The sequence below is a fragment of the Pantoea sp. ICBG 1758 genome (assembly GCF_002928325.1).
Taxonomy (GTDB): domain Bacteria; phylum Pseudomonadota; class Gammaproteobacteria; order Enterobacterales; family Enterobacteriaceae; genus Pantoea; species Pantoea eucrina.
The window spans coordinates 1-16089 of sequence record NZ_POWL01000002.1; the positions used below are offsets into that span (position 1 = coordinate 1).

Consider the following 16089-nt stretch of genomic DNA (forward strand, 5'->3'; position numbering starts at 1 on the left):
AATTTGCCTGGCGGCCACAGCGCGGCGGTCCCACCTGACCCCATGCCGAACTCAGAAGTGAAACGCCGTAGCGCCGATGGTAGTGTGGGGCCTCCCCATGCGAGAGTAGGGAACTGCCAGGCATCCAATTAAAGCGTGCTGATATGGCTCAGTTGGTAGAGCGCACCCTTGGTAAGGGTGAGGTCCCCAGTTCGACTCTGGGTATCAGCACCAGTTTTAAAAAAAGCATGAGTTCGGGTAAAAGAATTTGCCTGGCGGCACTAGCGCGGTGGTCCCACCTGACCCCATGCCGAACTCAGAAGTGAAACACCGTAGCGCCGATGGTAGTGTGGGGCCTCCCCATGCGAGAGTAGGGAACTGCCAGGCACCAAACACAGAAGCCCTGAACGAAAGTTCAGGGCTTTTTTGTTTTTGCCTGGCAGGATAAAAACGCGCAGCCATAAAAAAGCCCCTGCTGCATGGCAGGGGCAGAGCTAAGGGCGCTGAGATCAGTGAATAACCTGCGACAGAAACGCGCGGGTACGCTCTGAGCGTGGATTAGCGAAGAACTCCTCTGGCGGCGCCATCTCTACGATCTCTCCCCGATCCATAAATATCACCCGGTCAGCCACCGTACGTGCAAATCCCATTTCATGCGTCACACACAGCATGGTCATGCCATCTTCTGCCAGGCCAATCATGGTATCCAGCACCTCTTTTACCATCTCAGGATCAAGGGCTGAAGTCGGCTCGTCAAACAGCATAATTTTGGGTTTCATACAGAGCGAACGGGCTATCGCCACACGTTGCTGCTGACCACCAGAGAGCTGACCCGGAAACTTATGTGCATGTTCGGCGATGCGCACCCGCTCAAGGTAGTGCATCGCCAGCGCTTCCGCCTCCTTCTTCGGCATCTTTCTCACCCAGACAGGGGCCAGCGTGCAGTTCTGCAGAACGGTAAGATGCGGGAACAGATTAAAGTGCTGAAACACCATGCCGACTTCGGTGCGTACCCGTTCGATGTTACGCACGTCATCGTTAAGATGAATACCGTCCACGACGATACGTCCCTGCTGATGCTCTTCCAGATGGTTGATACAGCGAATAGTGGTCGATTTTCCTGAGCCTGACGGGCCGCAGAGTACAATGCGCTCACGCGGTTTAACCTGCAGATTAATATCCTTAAGCACGTGAAACTGTCCGTACCACTTGTTCACGTTTTCGAGCGTAATCATCATAGCGTTAGCCGCCGTCGTTATTGTGGATGTCATAGTAAACCTCAGTGCGCTTTACGCCCGGTGTGAAAACGCTTCTCCAGATACTGGCTATAGCGCGACATGCTAAAACAGAAAATCCAGTAGACCAGTGCAGCAAAGACATAGCCTTCTGTGGACATGCCCAGCCATGCAGGATCGACCGTGGCCTGCTGCACGCTGCTGAACAGATCAAACAGGCCGATAATGATCACCAGACTGGTATCTTTGAAGAGTGCGATAATGGTATTCACCAGTCCGGGGATCGTGAGCTTAAGTGCCTGCGGCAGGATCACCAGCGCCTGCGTCCGCCAGTATCCCAGTGCCAGCGATTCAGCCGCTTCATACTGGCCTTTTGGCAGTGCCTGCAGACCGCCGCGCACCACTTCCGCCACATAGGCGGACTGAAACAGAATCACGCCAACCAGCGCCCGAACCAGTTTGTCGATAGTCGTGCCTTCCGCCATAAACAGCGGCAGCATGACAGAGGACATAAACAGCACGGTGATCAGCGGTACGCCACGCCAGAACTCAATAAAAATAACGGATAGCGTACGCACCACAGGCAGGTTTGAGCGCCGGCCCAGTGCCAGCAGAATACCCAGCGGTAATGCGCCGGCGATACCAACGGATGCGATAATCAGCGTCAGCGTCAGGCCGCCCCACTGACGGGTTTCCACCCGCTCCAGACCAAAATAGCCGCCATAAAGCAGTAGCCACACCGCGATCGGATAGAGCACCGCCCAGCAGGCCAGATAGCGGCCACGGCGCGGCATGGCGCGGATAAAGAGCGGAATGACTGACAGTAAACCGATAACCAGAGCCAGGTTGATTCGCCAGCGCAGTTCGTGCGGATAGAGTCCATACATAAACTGACCAAAGCGCGCATGGATAAACACCCAGCAGGCCCCCGCTTTAGTGCAGTCAGCACGGGTTTCACCCAGCCAGTTTGCCTGAAATATCAGCCAGTTCAGTGCCGGTGGAATAACACTCCAGATGAGCCACAGACTGACCAGCGTAAGCAGGGTATTCAGCCAGCCGGAAAAGAGATTTTTGCGCGCCCAGCTCCAGCTCTTCTGCAGCAGATTACTGCTTACCGGCGGCGTTTCATGCGTTGTCACAGACATAGTGTTTCGTTCTCTTAACGCTCAACCAGCGCAATTTTGCGGTTATAGAGGTTCATCAGCAGGGAAATGGTCAGGCTGATGATGAGATAAACCGCCATGGTAATCGCAATGGTTTCTATTGCCTGGCCGGTCTGATTCAGCACCGTACCGGCAAAAAGCGACACCATATCGGGGTAGCCGATAGCGGCGGCCAGCGACGAGTTTTTGACTACGTTTAAATACTGACTGGTCAGCGGAGGAATAATGACGCGCATCGCCTGAGGAATAATGACCTGACGTAGCGTCACGGGATTCGGCAGTCCCAGCGAGCGCGCTGCTTCACTCTGGCCATGTGGTACTGACTGAATACCGGCGCGGATCACCTCAGCAATAAATGAAGAGGTATAAATAGAGAGCGCCACCGTCAGCGCCGCCAGCTCCGGGATCATCACAAAGCCACCGCGGAAATTGAATCCGCGTAGCTCAGGCACATCCCAGTGCACGCCCGCGCCGAACAGGGTATGAGCAATCAGCGGCAGCAGCACAATGAGCCCGGCTGCAGCGGGCCAGGTACGACGCAGCTGACCGGTTTTCAGCTGATGTTTACGATTAAAGCGAAACAGCGCCAGGCTGGCGATAATGCTTAACGCCAGCGCAACCAGAAACGGCAGCGTACCAGGTGCATACTGGGGCCATGGAATATACAAGCCACGATTGCTGACAAAGGCGAGGTCAAAGGCGTTTAGCGCCTGGCGCGGACCCGGCAGATTACGCAGTACGGCAAAGTACCAGAAGAAAATCTGCAGCAGCGGCGGAATATTACGGAACGTCTCAATATAAATGGCAGAGAGCTTACGCAGCAGCCAGTTATCGGACAGGCGCGCCAGGCCTACCGCAAAGCCAAGCAGGGATGCAAAGACGATGCAAAGTGCAGAGACCAGCAGGGTATTGGTCAGCCCGACCATAAAGACCCGGGCGTATGTATCTCCCTCGGTGTAGTCAATCAGATGCTGAACAATACCAAAACCGGCACTGCGCTCCAAAAAGCCAAAACCTGACGTAATGCCGCGGTTAGCCAGATTGATAATGGTGTTGTGGATTAAATATCCCACCACGGCCACTACCGCAATAATCGCGACAAACTGGTAAAGCCAGGCGCGAACCGCAGGGTTACCGAATGAAAAATCCCTTTTCACGGTTGGGCGTTGCGACATGTTGAAACCTCAATGATAGATACGCGTGGGCACCGCAGGACGCGGTGCCCGACTGGCACAGCAGTAAATCAGCGCACCGGCGGTGCGTACTGAATACCGCCCTGATTCCAGAGCGCATTCTGTCCGCGTGCGATTTTCAGCGCGCTATCTTTACCGACGTTGCGGTCAAAAATTTCCTGATAGTTGCCCACCTGCTTGATGATGTTATAGGCCCACTTGTTATCAAGTTTCAGGTCTTTACCAAAGTCGCCTTCTGCACCCAGCAGATGCGCCATGTCAGGCGTGGTCGGTTTTGCTGCCATCTGATCGACGTTCTTTGAGCTGATGCCCATCTCTTCGGCATTCAGCATGGCAAACAGCGACCACTTAACAATCGTAAACCAGTCGTCGTCACCGCGACGTACCAGCGGCCCGAGCGGCTCTTTGGAGATCACTTCCGGCAGTACAATAAATTCGTCAGGCTTGCCCAGCTTGATACGCAGCGCATAGAGCTGGGATTGATCGGAGGAGAGTGTATCGCAGCGGCCGCTATCAAGTGCTTTGGCTGACTCATCGGAGCGGTCAAAGGTGACCGGGGTGTACTGCATTTTATTCGCTTTGAAATAGTCGGCGACATTGAGTTCGGTATCGGTACCCGCCTGAATACAGACCGTTGCGCCATCCAGCTCTTTGGCACTTTTCAGTCCCGCTTTCTTATGCGTCAGGAAGCCAATGCCGTCATAGTAGTTTACGCCGGCAAACAGAAAGCCCATTCCGCCATCGCGTGAAGAGGTCCAGGTAGTATTACGCGACAGGATATCCACTTCGCCCGACTGCAGCGCAGTGAAGCGCTCTTTAGCCGTCAGCGGGGTATATTTAACTTTGCCGGCATCGCCAAACACGGCAGCGGCGGCGGCGCGGCAGACATCCACATCAATACCCGTGAATTTGCCGCTGGCATCTGCGTACGAGAAACCAGGCAGTCCATCACTGATCCCACACTGCACAAACCCTTTCTTTTTAATTGCGTCCAGAGTGGTACCTGCATGCGCCTGCTGAGTCACGCTCAGCAGCGTGGCAGCGGCAATCAGGGTGGAGAGCATCATCTTTTTCATAAAGCATCCTGTGTGGCGGTTCGTCTGTTGTTATTGTGGTGCGCACTTTGTAGTGCACTGCTGTCTGTCGGTGGCAATTAGCCATCCAGCCTGTTGCAAAGCTGATGCCAGGTTTGCAGCGGGCTGAATTCTTCAGGAAAGAGCGTCAGAAAAGGGCAGGAAGTAACGTGCGGTTACTATCGCGCACCAAAAGGCGGCATGACGAGTCGCCGCGATCACAAATAGTGCAAATAGTTTCACTATTGGAGCGCAGTGTGAGCTACCGCTCATTAGCCGGACCAGTTAATGCCGCTATGGGTAAACGCAGCAGTGACCGGGGATAGTGGCAGGCACGTGTGAACAGCCCGCAGATTTACGCAGGAGAGGGAGCAGTAAAAATGACGCAGGAGATTGCAACGATAGTTACCATTCAGGCGGTAACTGTTTCACCTGAGGTGATGAGCGGAAGCGGCGACAGAAACAAAAACGCCAGCCCGGAGGCTGGCGTTATCGCAGCAACGAACAATTAGTTCATGCCGTATTTTTTCAGCTTCTTACGCAGAGTACCACGGTTGATACCCATCATCAGGGCTGCACGGGTCTGGTTGCCACGGGTATACTGCATTACCATGTCCAACAGAGGCTGCTCAACTTCAGCCAGTACCAGCTCATACAGATCACTAACATCCTGACCATTCAGTTGAGCAAAATAGTTCTTCAGTGCCTGTTTAACCGAATCACGCAGTGGCTTTTGGGTCACCTGATCCTGTGAGTTAACGGTAGAAACGGTCAGTACGTCAGAATTTACGCGTTGTTCGAACATAGTTCTTTCAGCTCTTTATTTCGTTTACGCAAGATTTTCGAAGTATGCCTCCAACGCCTCCAGCTGTTCGCTGGCATCCTCAATGGCGTTGAATGTGCGCCGAAACTGGTCGTCAGGGGCACTTTCCTGCAAATACCAGGAAACGTGTTTTCGGGCAATACGGTATCCCTTGCGCTGACCGTAAAAGTCGTGCAGCTCCCGTATATGTCCAATCAGCATTTGCTTCACCTCTGCCAGCGGCTTTGGTGCAAGCAGCTCCCCTGTGTCCAGATAATGCTGGATTTCCCGGAAGATCCACGGTCTTCCCTGAGCAGCACGTCCTACCATCAGAGCATCTGCCCCGGTGTAGTCGAGCACTGCCCTGGCTTTATGCGGGTCAGTTATGTCCCCATTCGCGATAATCGGAATGGAAACGCTCTGCTTAACTGTCCGAATGCTGTCGTATTCAGCCTGCCCCTCAAACAAACAGGCGCGGGTGCGTCCATGAATGGTGAGAGCCTGAATGCCACAACGTTCAGCCAATTGGGCAATCTCTGTACAATTACGATTTTCTTTGTCCCAGCCGGTGCGAATCTTCAGCGTAACCGGTACGTCTACTGCATTAACGACCGCACGGAGAATCGATTCTACCAGTTGCGGATGCTGCAGCAGCGCGGAGCCAGCCATCTTACGATTCACTTTTTTAGCCGGACAACCCATATTGATATCGATAACCTGCGCGCCAGACGCAACGTTAATTCGCGCGGCGGCAGCCATCTCATCGGGATCGCAGCCAGCAATTTGCACGGCACGAATGCCGGGCTCGTCACTATGCACCATACGCAGCCGGGATTTGTCACTGGCCCAGACTTCCGGGTTAGATGACAGCATCTCGGAGACAGTCATACCGGCGCCGTTCTCGTAACAGAGTGTGCGAAATGGCTTGTCGGTTACTCCGGCCATAGGCGCAGCAATGAGGCGATTACGTAGCTGGTGGTGTCCAATGCGCATGAAAAAAGAAGTGACCCTAACTGTTCGCAAGGCGGCGTATATTACGCATTTTTTCCGGAAGATGAAAGGCCAAACTTTGAACAACAGCCTCTTAACATTAAAGCGTCTGCGCTGCCATCAACCCGCCTCTCATAATAGTCTTTTAAAATCATTAGGTTAAATATTTAAGGCGAAATTGTGAACAAACATTTTTCTGAATTCAGACCGCAAAACGCGATATAAAAGCCGCGATTTTAACGAATTAACCACAGAATTAACGGCTATTTGCGCAAATTTAATACAAAATTATTCTGTCCGAAGGCAGTGCCGGTACCGCATGCTATCTGTTCCGAAGAAACCCCAGGCTTGCGCTTGCAGACCTGGGGTAAAAACTAACGCAGGCGTCCGGTAATACGGCACCACTCTTCTTTCTCCGCGACCGGATCAAGTGCGAAGCGCTCAGCATAAGCTTCACAAACGCTTTCTGCCTGACTGGCCAGTACGCCAGAAAGACCAAGGTAGCCGCCTGCTTTTGGCAGAACGCCAATCAGCGGTGCCAGTTCGCGCAGCGGGCCCGCCAGAATGTTGGCGACCACCACGTCAGCCTGCAGGTTTTCAGGCTGCTGATGTGGCAAGTAGAGCGACAGGCGATCTGCCACGCCGTTGCGTTCAGCATTATCACGGCTCGCCTGAATGGCCTGCGGATCGATATCGATCCCAATCGCCTGTGCGGCACCCAGCTTGAGCGCGGCGATCGCCAGAATGCCGGAGCCGCAGCCAAAGTCGATCACCGTTTTGCCCTGCAGATCGAGACCATCCAGCCAGCTCAGGCAGAGTGACGTGGTAGGGTGAGTTCCGGTGCCGAAGGCCAGGCCGGGATCGAGCATGACGTTGACCGCGTCCGGATCGGGAACATCCCGCCAGCTTGGACAGATCCACAGGCGTTCACCAAAGCGCATCGGATGGAAGTTGTCCATCCACTCGCGCTCCCAGTCTTTATCTTCGATCTGCTCGATCTTGTAGTGAAAGGTCGATCCCGGCACCGGCTGCAGACGCAGTGCGGCTACCACCTCATCCATATCACTTTCGGCGTCAAACAGGCCAATGACATCAGTATCACCCCACAGTCGGGTTTCACCCGGAAGAGGTTCATACACCGGATTGTCGTGCGTGTCCTGAAACGTCACCGAGACGGCACCCACTTCCATCAGAGCATCGCTCAGCGGCTCAGCCTGTTCTCCGGTGCTGTTAATCTTGATTTGAATCCATGGCATAGCGTTTCTCTTTATTTCAGTGCAGCGTCGTGCGTCGCAGACGCGCTGCCAAACAGGTTACCTGCCAGAAAAGCGAGCAGGCTCAGGGTTAGCGAGGGAACAATAGGGTGGAGTCCCCACCACTCAATATTCAGGCTGGCGAGCAGCGTATAGCTTACGGCACCGGCGATCATACCGCTGATGGCTCCGGCAGCATTGGCGCGCTCCCAGTAGAGACCCAGCACCAGCGGCCACAGAAAGACCGCTTCCAGCCCGCCAAACGCCAGCAGATTAAGCCAGATGATCATATCCGGCGGATTCCAGGCCGCCAGCAGCAGCAGGATGCCCAGCACAAAAGTAATCGTGCCGGAGAGCATGCGCAGCCGCGCTTCATTTTCACTCTGCCGGGGCGCAAGACGCAGATAGAGATCTTTGATCAGCGTAGCGGATGCCTGCAGGAGCTGCGCGTTAATGGTCGACATAATGGCCGCCATCGGCGCGGCAAGAAAAATGCCGGCTGCCATCGGCGGCAGTACGGTAATCATCAGCGTCGGGATCACCTGGTCAGGTATGGTCAGGTCAGGCAATACCACACGTCCCAGCGCGCCAGCCAGATGCATCCCCAGCATCAGGATCACCACCACGATGGTGCCGAGAATGATCCCGCGATGCATCGCCTTGCTGTCTTTGTAAGAGATGCAGCGTACGGCGGTATGTGGCAAACCGATAACGCCAAAGCAGACCAGTACGGCGAATGAGCTGAGGAAGGCAGGTGTAATCACATTGCCTGCCCCTTCCGGCGACACCAGTTGCGGATCGATAGCGCGCAGCGTGCTGACCGCGTGACTCAGCCCGCCGGCATGATGAATAACAGCAAACAGCAGCAGAAACGTGCCAGCCAGCATTACCAGCCCCTGCATCGCATCGTTCAGCACGCTGGCGCGAAAGCCCCCGAAAGCCGTATAAAGGGCGATAGTTCCGCCAAAAATCAGCAGGCCCGTATCGTAAGGAATGCCCGCCGCCGTTTCCAGCAGGCGAGCGCCGCCGATAAACTGCACGGTCATGGCACCGATAAATGCCACCAGCAGGCTGATACTGGCCAGCCAGATCAGCAGCGGGCTGCGATAGCGACCATAAAGCATATCGTTGAGCGTTACTGCGTTATAGCGCCGGGCCAGAATGGCAAATTTCTTGCCGAGCACGCCCAGTGATAGCCAGACGGCAGGCACCTGAATCATCGCCAGCAGTACCCAGCCCAGACCATATTTATAGGCGGCACCGGGCCCCCCTATAAATGAGCTGGCGCTGATATAGGTTGTGGTCAGCGTCATGGCCAGCACAAACCCGCCCATGGAGCGGCTGCCGAGAAAATATTCGGTCAGAAAACTGCCCTGGCGCTGTTTGCGCATGGCGATTACCGATAGCACGGCGATCAGAACCAGGTAAGCCAGCAGCGGCAGAAGGATCTCACTCTCCATCACGGTCCTCCAGTGACATATCACGGAAAATGACGCGGACCATCAGCGCACAGAGTCCGGTAAACAGTAGCGGTGCAAATATGCAGGAGAGTTCGAACCAGCGGGGCAGGCCAGATATTCCGCTTTGCGTCCCGCCGAGCCAGGCAGACAGGGCCCACACCAGCAGATATGCGAGAGCGAGGCCCAGCGACCAGCGCGCCTCTTTGTTCGCTTGTAGAAAACGCCCATCCATCAGATAACCTCACAGGCGATAACAATAAAAAAGGCCGGATTAACCGGCCTCTGTCGTGCTCTGCGCTGCGATTACTTTTCGTGCAGGCCGAGTTTTTTCTCCAGATAGTGGATGTTGGTGCCACCCTGCTGGAAGTTTTCGTCGGACATGATTTTCATCTGCAGCTCGACGTTGGTTTTGATGCCGTCGATGATCAGCTCAGCCAGTGCATTTTTCATGCGGGCGATCGCCACTTCACGGGTTTCGCCGTAAGTAATGAGTTTGCCAATCATGGAATCGTAGTACGGCGGCACGGTGTAGCCAGCGTAAATGTGCGATTCCCAGCGTACACCAAAGCCACCCGGCGCGTGGAAACGCGTAATTTTACCCGGGCTTGGCAGGAAGGTATTAGGATCTTCGGCGTTGATACGGCATTCCACCGCATGACCACGTACGACCACATCTTCCTGTTTGATCGACAGCGGCTGACCGGCAGCAATACGCAGCTGCTCTTTGATAAGGTCAACGCCGGTGATCATTTCGGTAACCGGATGTTCAACCTGAATACGGGTGTTCATCTCAATAAAGTAGAACTCGCCGTTTTCATACAGGAACTCAAAAGTACCGGCTCCACGATAGCCAATTTCCACGCAGGCGTTAGAGCAGCGCTCGCCGATGAAGCGACGCAGTTCCGGCGTGATGCCTGGTGCAGGTGCTTCTTCCACCACTTTCTGGTGGCGACGCTGCATGGAGCAGTCGCGCTCCGCCAGATAGATGGCGTTGCCCTGGCCATCGGCCAGCACCTGAATTTCGATATGGCGCGGGTTCTCGAGGAATTTTTCCATGTAGACCATGTCGTTATTGAAAGCCGCTTTGGCTTCCGCTTTCGTCATGCCGATGGATTGCTCAAGATCTTTTTCATGGCGTACAACGCGCATACCGCGTCCGCCGCCGCCGCCAGAGGCTTTGATAATAACCGGATAACCGATACGCTTCGCGATAGCGCGGTTTTTATCCATATCATCAGTCAGTGAGCCATCTGAACCCGGAACGGTCGGTACGCCCGCTTTTTTCATCGCGGTAATAGCAGAAACTTTGTCGCCCATCAGGCGGATCGTATCCGCTTTCGGACCCACAAAGATAAAGCCTGAACGTTCAACCTGCTCAGCAAAATCAGCGTTCTCAGACAGAAAGCCATATCCCGGATGGATCGCAACTGCGCCGGTAATTTCAGCGGCAGAGATCAGGGCCGGAATATTCAGGTAACTTTTGACCGACTGCGCCGGGCCGATGCAGACAGTTTCATCTGCCAGCAGCACGTGCTTGAGGTCGCGATCTGCCGTGGAGTGGACCGCTACGGTTTTGATGCCCAGCTCTTTGCAGGCACGCAGAATGCGCAGCGCGATTTCACCACGGTTAGCAATGACAATTTTATCCAGCATGCTTCGCCTCGTTATTCGATGACGACCAGCGGCTCGTCAAATTCAACCGGCTGGCCGCTTTCTACCAGGATCGCCTTCACAACGCCGGATTTATCGGCTTCGATCTGGTTCATCATTTTCATCGCTTCAACGATGCACAGGGTATCGCCAGCGTTCACTTTCTGACCCACTTCCACAAACGCTTTTGCGTCCGGGCTTGGGGTGCGGTAGAAGGTGCCGACCATCGGTGAACGGACAATGTGACCGCTGACTTCAGGCTTAGCGGCTTCAACCGGAGCGGCAGCAACCGGCGCAACGGCAGCGGCCAGTGCAGGCTGCGGAGCAGGTGCAGCATAAGCCTGCTGCATCATAGGATAACCGACATTGGCAGGTGAACGGCTGATGCGAACTGACTCTTCGCCTTCAGAGATTTCCAGCTCAGCAATGCCGGACTCTTCAACCAGTTCGATCAGTTTCTTAATTTTACGAATATCCATGAGTGTGGTTCCGTACTCTGTTTAATTGGAATGTGACAGGCGTTTTATCGCCGTTTGTAAAGCCCACGCGTACCCATCCGCGCCAAGTCCACAAATGACGCCGGCAGATACATCGGAAAGATAGGAGTGGTGCCGGAACGGCTCGCGTGCATGCACGTTGGAGAGATGCACCTCGATAAAAGGTATGCTTACCGCCAGCAAAGCATCACGCAGCGCAACGCTGGTGTGCGTGAACGCAGCCGGATTGATGATGATGTAATCCACATCGCTGCGCGCGGCGTGAATACGATCGATCAGCTGATATTCTGCGTTCGATTGCAAATGACTCAATTTCACATGGTGCTGGTCAGCCTGCTGCGCCAGATCGCTGACGATATCAGCCAGCGTGGCGTGACCATACTTGTCAGGCTCGCGCGTTCCCAGCAAATTCAGGTTGGGACCGTTCAACAACAGTATGTGAAATTTATGCGCCATCTTGCGGCTATCTCCTGCAATCATTAGGGCATCGCGTAAAATACCGCGACATCCTTCATTTGTCACCCTTGAGAGTGAAAAAGAAGGGTTTGCTTGCAATAAAGCCGGGCATTATATCCGTTTCGGGACAATTCGCAGCAAAATACTGGTCTTATCTGCGAAGTTGATCCGGTGCGGCCCGAAGGCCACACGTTTTAACAGAAAGCGGGGGGAGAAAACAACCTCAGGAAAATCAGCGGCTGAAGCTTTTGCGTAACTTTTTATAGCGCCACGCCAGCAGCAGCGCGGCTGCCAGCGCATAGAGCCACGGCTGTGGTGACAGGACTTTGACTGACCAGAGATAGTGAATGGGAACGAGGATCGCTACCAGATAGATAGCGTTATGCAGCGTTTGCCAGCGTCTGCCCAGCTTGCGCTGCGCGCGCTGAAATGAGGTTATCGCCAGCGCAAATAGCACCACCCAGCTGATCATACCCAGCAGCAGATAGGGGCGGGCGAAAATTTCACTGCCGAGCAGGCGCAGATGCGTAAAGCCCAGCTCCAGCAGCCAGTAGCTGATCAGATGTAGCGTGGCCCAGGCAAAGCACCAGAGACCCAGCATCCGGCGGGTGCGGATCAGCAGTGGCTGTTTGAGATAGCGCGTCAGCGGAGTGACCAGCAGCGTTGCCAGCAACAGCTTCAGCGCCATTCTGCCGGTAAAGTGCTGAATATCTTTGGCCGGATCGGCACTCAGCCAGCCCTGAGCAGCCGAAAGCACCAGATAGACCAGCGGCAGCAGGGCGGCCAGGTGCAGCACCACTTTAAGCCAGGTAACCTGTCGCAGGGTCAGTCGCATTTAAAAATTCTCCCGCAGATCGAGCCCGCGATAGAGTGACGCAACCTCACGTGCATAACCGTTAAACAGCAGCGTAGGCTGCCGCTCTACGTTGAGCAGGCCGCCCGCGCCGATAAAACGCTCTGTCGCCTGTGACCAGCGCGGGTGGTCAACGTGCGGATTCACATTGGCGTAAAACCCATATTCGCTGGCGGCAATCTGGCTCCAGGTGGTCGGCGGCTGTTCAGCGGTCAGCGTGATTTTCACAATCGATTTAATGCCTTTGAATCCATATTTCCACGGCACCGTCAGGCGTATCGGGGCACCATTCTGCGGCGGCAGCGCTTTGCCGTAGACACCGGTGCTGAGCAGCGTCAGCGGATGCATCGCTTCATCCAGCCGCAATCCTTCAACATAGGGATAGTCGAGCCCGCCGCCAATAAAGCGATCTTTCTGACCTGGCATCTGTTCAGGGTCGTAGAGCGTCTGAAACGCCACATAGCGTGCGCGGCTGGTGGGTTCAGCCAGCTTCAGCAGCTTACTGAGTTCAAAGCCCACCCAGGGCACGACCATTGACCAGGCTTCAACGCAGCGCATACGGTAGATACGCTGCTCCATGGCAAAGCGTTTAAAAATGTCATCCATATCCAGCGTCATGGGCTTAGCCACTTCGCCATCAATACGCAGCTGCCAGGGTTCAGTCTTTAGTGAGCCGGCGTTAGCTGCGGGATCGGCCTTATCCAGGCCAAACTCATAAAAGTTGTTGTAGCCCGCAACCTTATCGTAAGGCGTCAGGGGCAAATCCGCCTGCCACTGTGCGGGTTTGGTGAACGTCAAATCGCGTCCTGCGGGTGCCGGCGGTCGATCGTTTCCTTTAAACCAGCTCAGAATGTCCGCCCGCGCGCTACCCGGCAGCGTCGCAGCGGCAGCGCCAATCCCCAGCGCCTTCAGCACCTGACGCCGGCGCAGCGCAAAGATGTTTTCCGGGGTAACATCAGCTTCAGTGAGAGTGTGCTTGAACTTCATGGTGTTCTCCGGCAGATAAGCAGTGATCATTAAGATGCGTAAACCCCATCGGCGATGCCACTTTGCCGGGGAAAATATGAAATTTCCTGGCAGACAGCCTCTGTTGAGAATAGGACGAAAAAGTCGGCCCGGCAGTCAGGCGCCGTGACTTTACCGTTATACTCGCGCGACAGCGTGCTTGCCGGAGCATTGGCGCTGATTCAGACAGCTATTTATGGTACTTTGCTCAGGATTGCGTCAGCTGAATGACGCACAGGCTGGCTGCCCGTTTATAACCGCAGTGGTACAGGCACAGGGATGCGATTAACAACGAAGTTTTCTGCGTTTATTACATTATTAAGCTTACTGGCAATGTTACTGATGCTGGTAGGCTGCGCTTTTAGTTTTATCTGGCTGTCGCAGGAGCGCGTTGAGAGCCGTATCGATACGCTGGCGACCGAAGTTGACAAAGCGCTGATGACTCAGTCGCCGCAGGAGGTTGAACAGTGGCTGACGCGGCTGATGCCGGTGATCAACGCTGAGCAGGTCACGCTGCTCAATGACGAAGGCGAAGTATTCCGTCTTACCCGCCATGAGAATCCGATGCTGGAAGATGAGCCTAACCGGTTTATTCAGCTTGAGCTGCCCCTGGTGCATGCGCCCGAAATGCAGCTGCGCGTCGTGGTTCTCGATCCGGCAAAAACCTGGTTCCGCTCCTTTACCGGCGCCTATACGCTGGTGGTGCTGCTGAGCGTGGTTGCCATTATGGCGGCGCTGCTGGCGATGACGCACCACTGGCTTAATCGCCGCTGGCGCAATATGGATCGGCTGGAGGCGCGCGCGGAACGCATTATTGCCGGCGAGCGCATTGCCCGCGTTCCGGGCACCACTGAATGGCCGGCTAAAGCCAGCCGCGCGCTGGATACGCTGCTCAGCGATCTGCAGGAAGCAGGAGAACAGCGTCTGCGAATCGATACGCTGATCCGCACGTTTGCGGCTCAGGATGCGCGCACAGGTCTCAATAATCGCCTCTTTTTTGATAACCAGCTGGCGACGCTGCTGGAAGATCAGGAGGATGTCGGTACGCATGGCGTGGTAATGATGATCCGCCTGCCTGACTTCGACAATCTGCATGAGATAATTGGTCCGACGCTGGCCGAAGAGTACCTGTTTGATATCATCAATATGTTTTCTACGTTTGTGCTGCGCTATCCGGGGGCGCTGCTGGCCCGCTATTTTCGCAGCGATTTTGCCGTGCTGCTGCCGCACCGGACGCTGAAAGAGGCGAACAGCATCGCCGAGCAGCTTATCAATGCGGTGGACTCGCTGCCGCCGATGCGCAGGGTGGATCGTGATGATTTAATCCATATCGGCATCAACGCCTGGTGCAGCGGACAGAGCGCACTGCAGGTGATGGAGAGCGTAGAGCTGGCCACGCGGCGCGCCGTGCTGCAGGGAGGCAACACCTGGTCAGTGGGCGAGGGTAATCCGCTGGAGATGGGCCGCGGCAGCGTGCGCTGGCGTACGCTGCTGGAGAATACGCTCAATCGCGGTGGTCCCCGTCTTTATCAAAAGCCTGCGGTACTGCTGGATGGTAAAGTGCACCACCGAGAGATGCTGGCGCGCATATTTGATGGTGATAAAGAAGTGGTTGCCGCCGAGTTTATGCCGCTGGTCATGCAGCTGGGGCTGACCGACAGCTGGGATCGCCAGCTGGTGACGCGCATCGCCGCGCTGACAGAAGTGTGGCCGGATGAGACGCTGGCGCTGCCGGTAAGTATCGATTCACTGCTGCAGCGCCCGTTCCAGCGCTGGCTGCAAAAATTGCTGCTGCAGTGTAATAAATCCCAGCGCCGGCGATTTTTATTTGAACTTGCCGAGGCGGATGTGTGTCAACACATCAATCGTTTGCTGCCGGTCTTTCACATGCTCACCACGTTTGGCTGCCGTATCGCAGTCGATCAGGCGGGAATGACGGTGGTCAGCAGCGCCTATATCCGCCAGCTTCCTGTTGATGTGATTAAGCTGGATCCGGGGCTGGTACGGAATATTGACCGCCGCACAGAGAATCAGCTTTTTGTGCAAAGCCTGCTGGAGGTGTGTAAATCCACCTCCAGCTATGTTTTTGCTGCTGGCGTGCGTACCCGGGCTGAATGGCAAACCCTGACTGCACTTGGGGTAGCGGGCGGGCAGGGCGATCTGTTTGCGCCTTCCTTACCGGTTAACAGTAACGTTAAAAAACACTCGCAACGTTACCGCATTTGATGCGCTGGCAGGGTTTGTCCCGGCAATCGATGTTTTTCTGGCGTTAACCAGCGGGAGCGGGCAGAGCCAGAGGCATGAAATGTTAAATTTTATGTCGATAACCCCGCCGCAGGTCCGGGCAATTTGCGTTAAAGAGGGCCGTTTAGCGCTATCTGGCGCTGCCAGTAGCGAACAGTACCGGCCGGAAAAATTATATGGTCTATTTTTTCACCTTAGCCGAACGTTTTTGCGCCTTGTAGCGGCTTCGTGTGGTT

16 protein-coding genes, 1 tRNA gene and 2 rRNA genes are annotated in these 16089 nt (G+C 55.0%); 5 read left to right on the top strand and 14 right to left on the bottom strand.

The features are described from left to right. The first annotated feature begins 6 nt into the window (after positions 1–6). The 3 genes from rrf (C1Y41_RS09655) (at position 7) to rrf (C1Y41_RS09665) (ending at position 366) form a co-directional block, all read left to right on the top strand. Positions 7–122 (top strand): 5S ribosomal RNA (gene rrf, locus C1Y41_RS09655). A 15-nt stretch (positions 123–137) separates the two neighbouring features. Beyond that, a tRNA-Thr gene (locus C1Y41_RS09660) sits at positions 138–213 on the top strand. Positions 214–250: 37 nt separating this feature from the next. Next, positions 251–366: ribosomal RNA gene (gene rrf, locus C1Y41_RS09665) — 5S ribosomal RNA — on the top strand. A gap of 122 nt (positions 367–488) precedes the next feature. Here rrf (C1Y41_RS09665) and C1Y41_RS09670 read toward each other — a convergent pair. The 4 genes from C1Y41_RS09670 to C1Y41_RS09685 all read right to left on the bottom strand — a co-directional run bounded on the left by C1Y41_RS09670 (position 489) and on the right by C1Y41_RS09685 (position 4646). Further along, the gene (locus C1Y41_RS09670; protein ID WP_071669154.1) at positions 489–1250 is read right to left on the bottom strand and encodes an amino acid ABC transporter ATP-binding protein; all 762 of its coding nucleotides are present in this window, start codon (positions 1248–1250) and stop codon (positions 489–491) included. Between the two features lie 8 nt (positions 1251–1258). After that, positions 1259–2359 carry an amino acid ABC transporter permease gene (locus C1Y41_RS09675; RefSeq protein ID WP_071669155.1) on the bottom strand — a complete coding sequence of 367 codons (1101 nt, stop codon included), beginning with the start codon at positions 2357–2359 and terminating at the stop codon, positions 1259–1261. Positions 2360–2373: 14 nt separating this feature from the next. Then, positions 2374–3552 carry an amino acid ABC transporter permease gene (locus C1Y41_RS09680; protein WP_071669156.1) on the bottom strand — a complete coding sequence of 393 codons (1179 nt, stop codon included), beginning with the start codon at positions 3550–3552 and terminating at the stop codon, positions 2374–2376. A 68-nt stretch (positions 3553–3620) separates the two neighbouring features. After that, positions 3621–4646, bottom strand: a complete 1026-nt coding sequence (locus C1Y41_RS09685; protein ID WP_071669157.1) for an amino acid ABC transporter substrate-binding protein — start codon at positions 4644–4646, stop codon at positions 3621–3623. Positions 4647–5023: 377 nt separating this feature from the next. Between C1Y41_RS09685 and C1Y41_RS20355 the strand changes: the two genes are divergently transcribed. Then, positions 5024–5155 carry a hypothetical protein gene (locus C1Y41_RS20355; RefSeq protein ID WP_255402078.1) on the top strand — a complete coding sequence of 44 codons (132 nt, stop codon included), beginning with the start codon at positions 5024–5026 and terminating at the stop codon, positions 5153–5155. Here the strand turns inward: C1Y41_RS20355 and fis are convergent. From fis to msrP, 10 genes are all read right to left on the bottom strand, one after another. Beyond that, a complete protein-coding gene (gene fis, locus C1Y41_RS09690; RefSeq protein WP_003855228.1) occupies positions 5152–5448 on the bottom strand; it encodes a DNA-binding transcriptional regulator Fis in 297 nt (98 codons plus the stop codon). The two genes, C1Y41_RS20355 and fis, sit on opposite strands and share 4 nt — an antisense overlap. Positions 5449–5472: 24 nt before the next feature. Next, positions 5473–6438 carry a tRNA dihydrouridine synthase DusB gene (gene dusB / locus C1Y41_RS09695; RefSeq protein WP_039380734.1) on the bottom strand — a complete coding sequence of 322 codons (966 nt, stop codon included), beginning with the start codon at positions 6436–6438 and terminating at the stop codon, positions 5473–5475. A gap of 371 nt (positions 6439–6809) precedes the next feature. Then, positions 6810–7691 carry a 50S ribosomal protein L11 methyltransferase gene (gene prmA / locus C1Y41_RS09700; protein ID WP_039380731.1) on the bottom strand — a complete coding sequence of 294 codons (882 nt, stop codon included), beginning with the start codon at positions 7689–7691 and terminating at the stop codon, positions 6810–6812. 11 nt (positions 7692–7702) lie between these two features. Then, positions 7703–9148, bottom strand: a complete 1446-nt coding sequence (panF, locus tag C1Y41_RS09705) for a sodium/pantothenate symporter (protein ID WP_104085371.1) — start codon at positions 9146–9148, stop codon at positions 7703–7705. Then, entirely contained in the window at positions 9138–9380 is a 243-nt protein-coding gene (locus C1Y41_RS09710) for a YhdT family protein (RefSeq protein WP_071669160.1), read from the bottom strand. The genes panF and C1Y41_RS09710 overlap by 11 nt, the downstream gene beginning before the upstream one ends. 71 nt (positions 9381–9451) lie before the next feature. Beyond that, positions 9452–10801 carry an acetyl-CoA carboxylase biotin carboxylase subunit gene (gene accC / locus C1Y41_RS09715; protein WP_071669161.1) on the bottom strand — a complete coding sequence of 450 codons (1350 nt, stop codon included), beginning with the start codon at positions 10799–10801 and terminating at the stop codon, positions 9452–9454. 11 nt (positions 10802–10812) lie between these two features. After that, complete coding sequence (gene accB, locus C1Y41_RS09720) at positions 10813–11277, bottom strand: acetyl-CoA carboxylase biotin carboxyl carrier protein (RefSeq protein ID WP_039380716.1); 465 nt, start codon at positions 11275–11277, stop codon at positions 10813–10815. A 21-nt stretch (positions 11278–11298) separates the two neighbouring features. Next, positions 11299–11751, bottom strand: a complete 453-nt coding sequence (gene aroQ, locus C1Y41_RS09725; protein WP_071669162.1) for a type II 3-dehydroquinate dehydratase — start codon at positions 11749–11751, stop codon at positions 11299–11301. Between the two features lie 232 nt (positions 11752–11983). Further along, a complete protein-coding gene (msrQ, locus tag C1Y41_RS09730) occupies positions 11984–12586 on the bottom strand; it encodes a protein-methionine-sulfoxide reductase heme-binding subunit MsrQ (protein WP_104085372.1) in 603 nt (200 codons plus the stop codon). Next, positions 12587–13591, bottom strand: coding sequence for a protein-methionine-sulfoxide reductase catalytic subunit MsrP (gene msrP, locus C1Y41_RS09735; protein ID WP_071669248.1), 1005 nt, complete (start codon positions 13589–13591; stop codon positions 12587–12589). It abuts the gene before it with no gap. A 297-nt stretch (positions 13592–13888) separates the two neighbouring features. Here msrP and csrD point away from each other — a divergent pair, with 297 nt between their 5' ends. Next, positions 13889–15835: an RNase E specificity factor CsrD gene (csrD, locus tag C1Y41_RS09740; RefSeq protein WP_094111842.1), complete on the top strand. Its 1947-nt coding sequence runs from the start codon at positions 13889–13891 to the stop codon at positions 15833–15835. Positions 15836–16089: the final 254 nt, after the last annotated feature.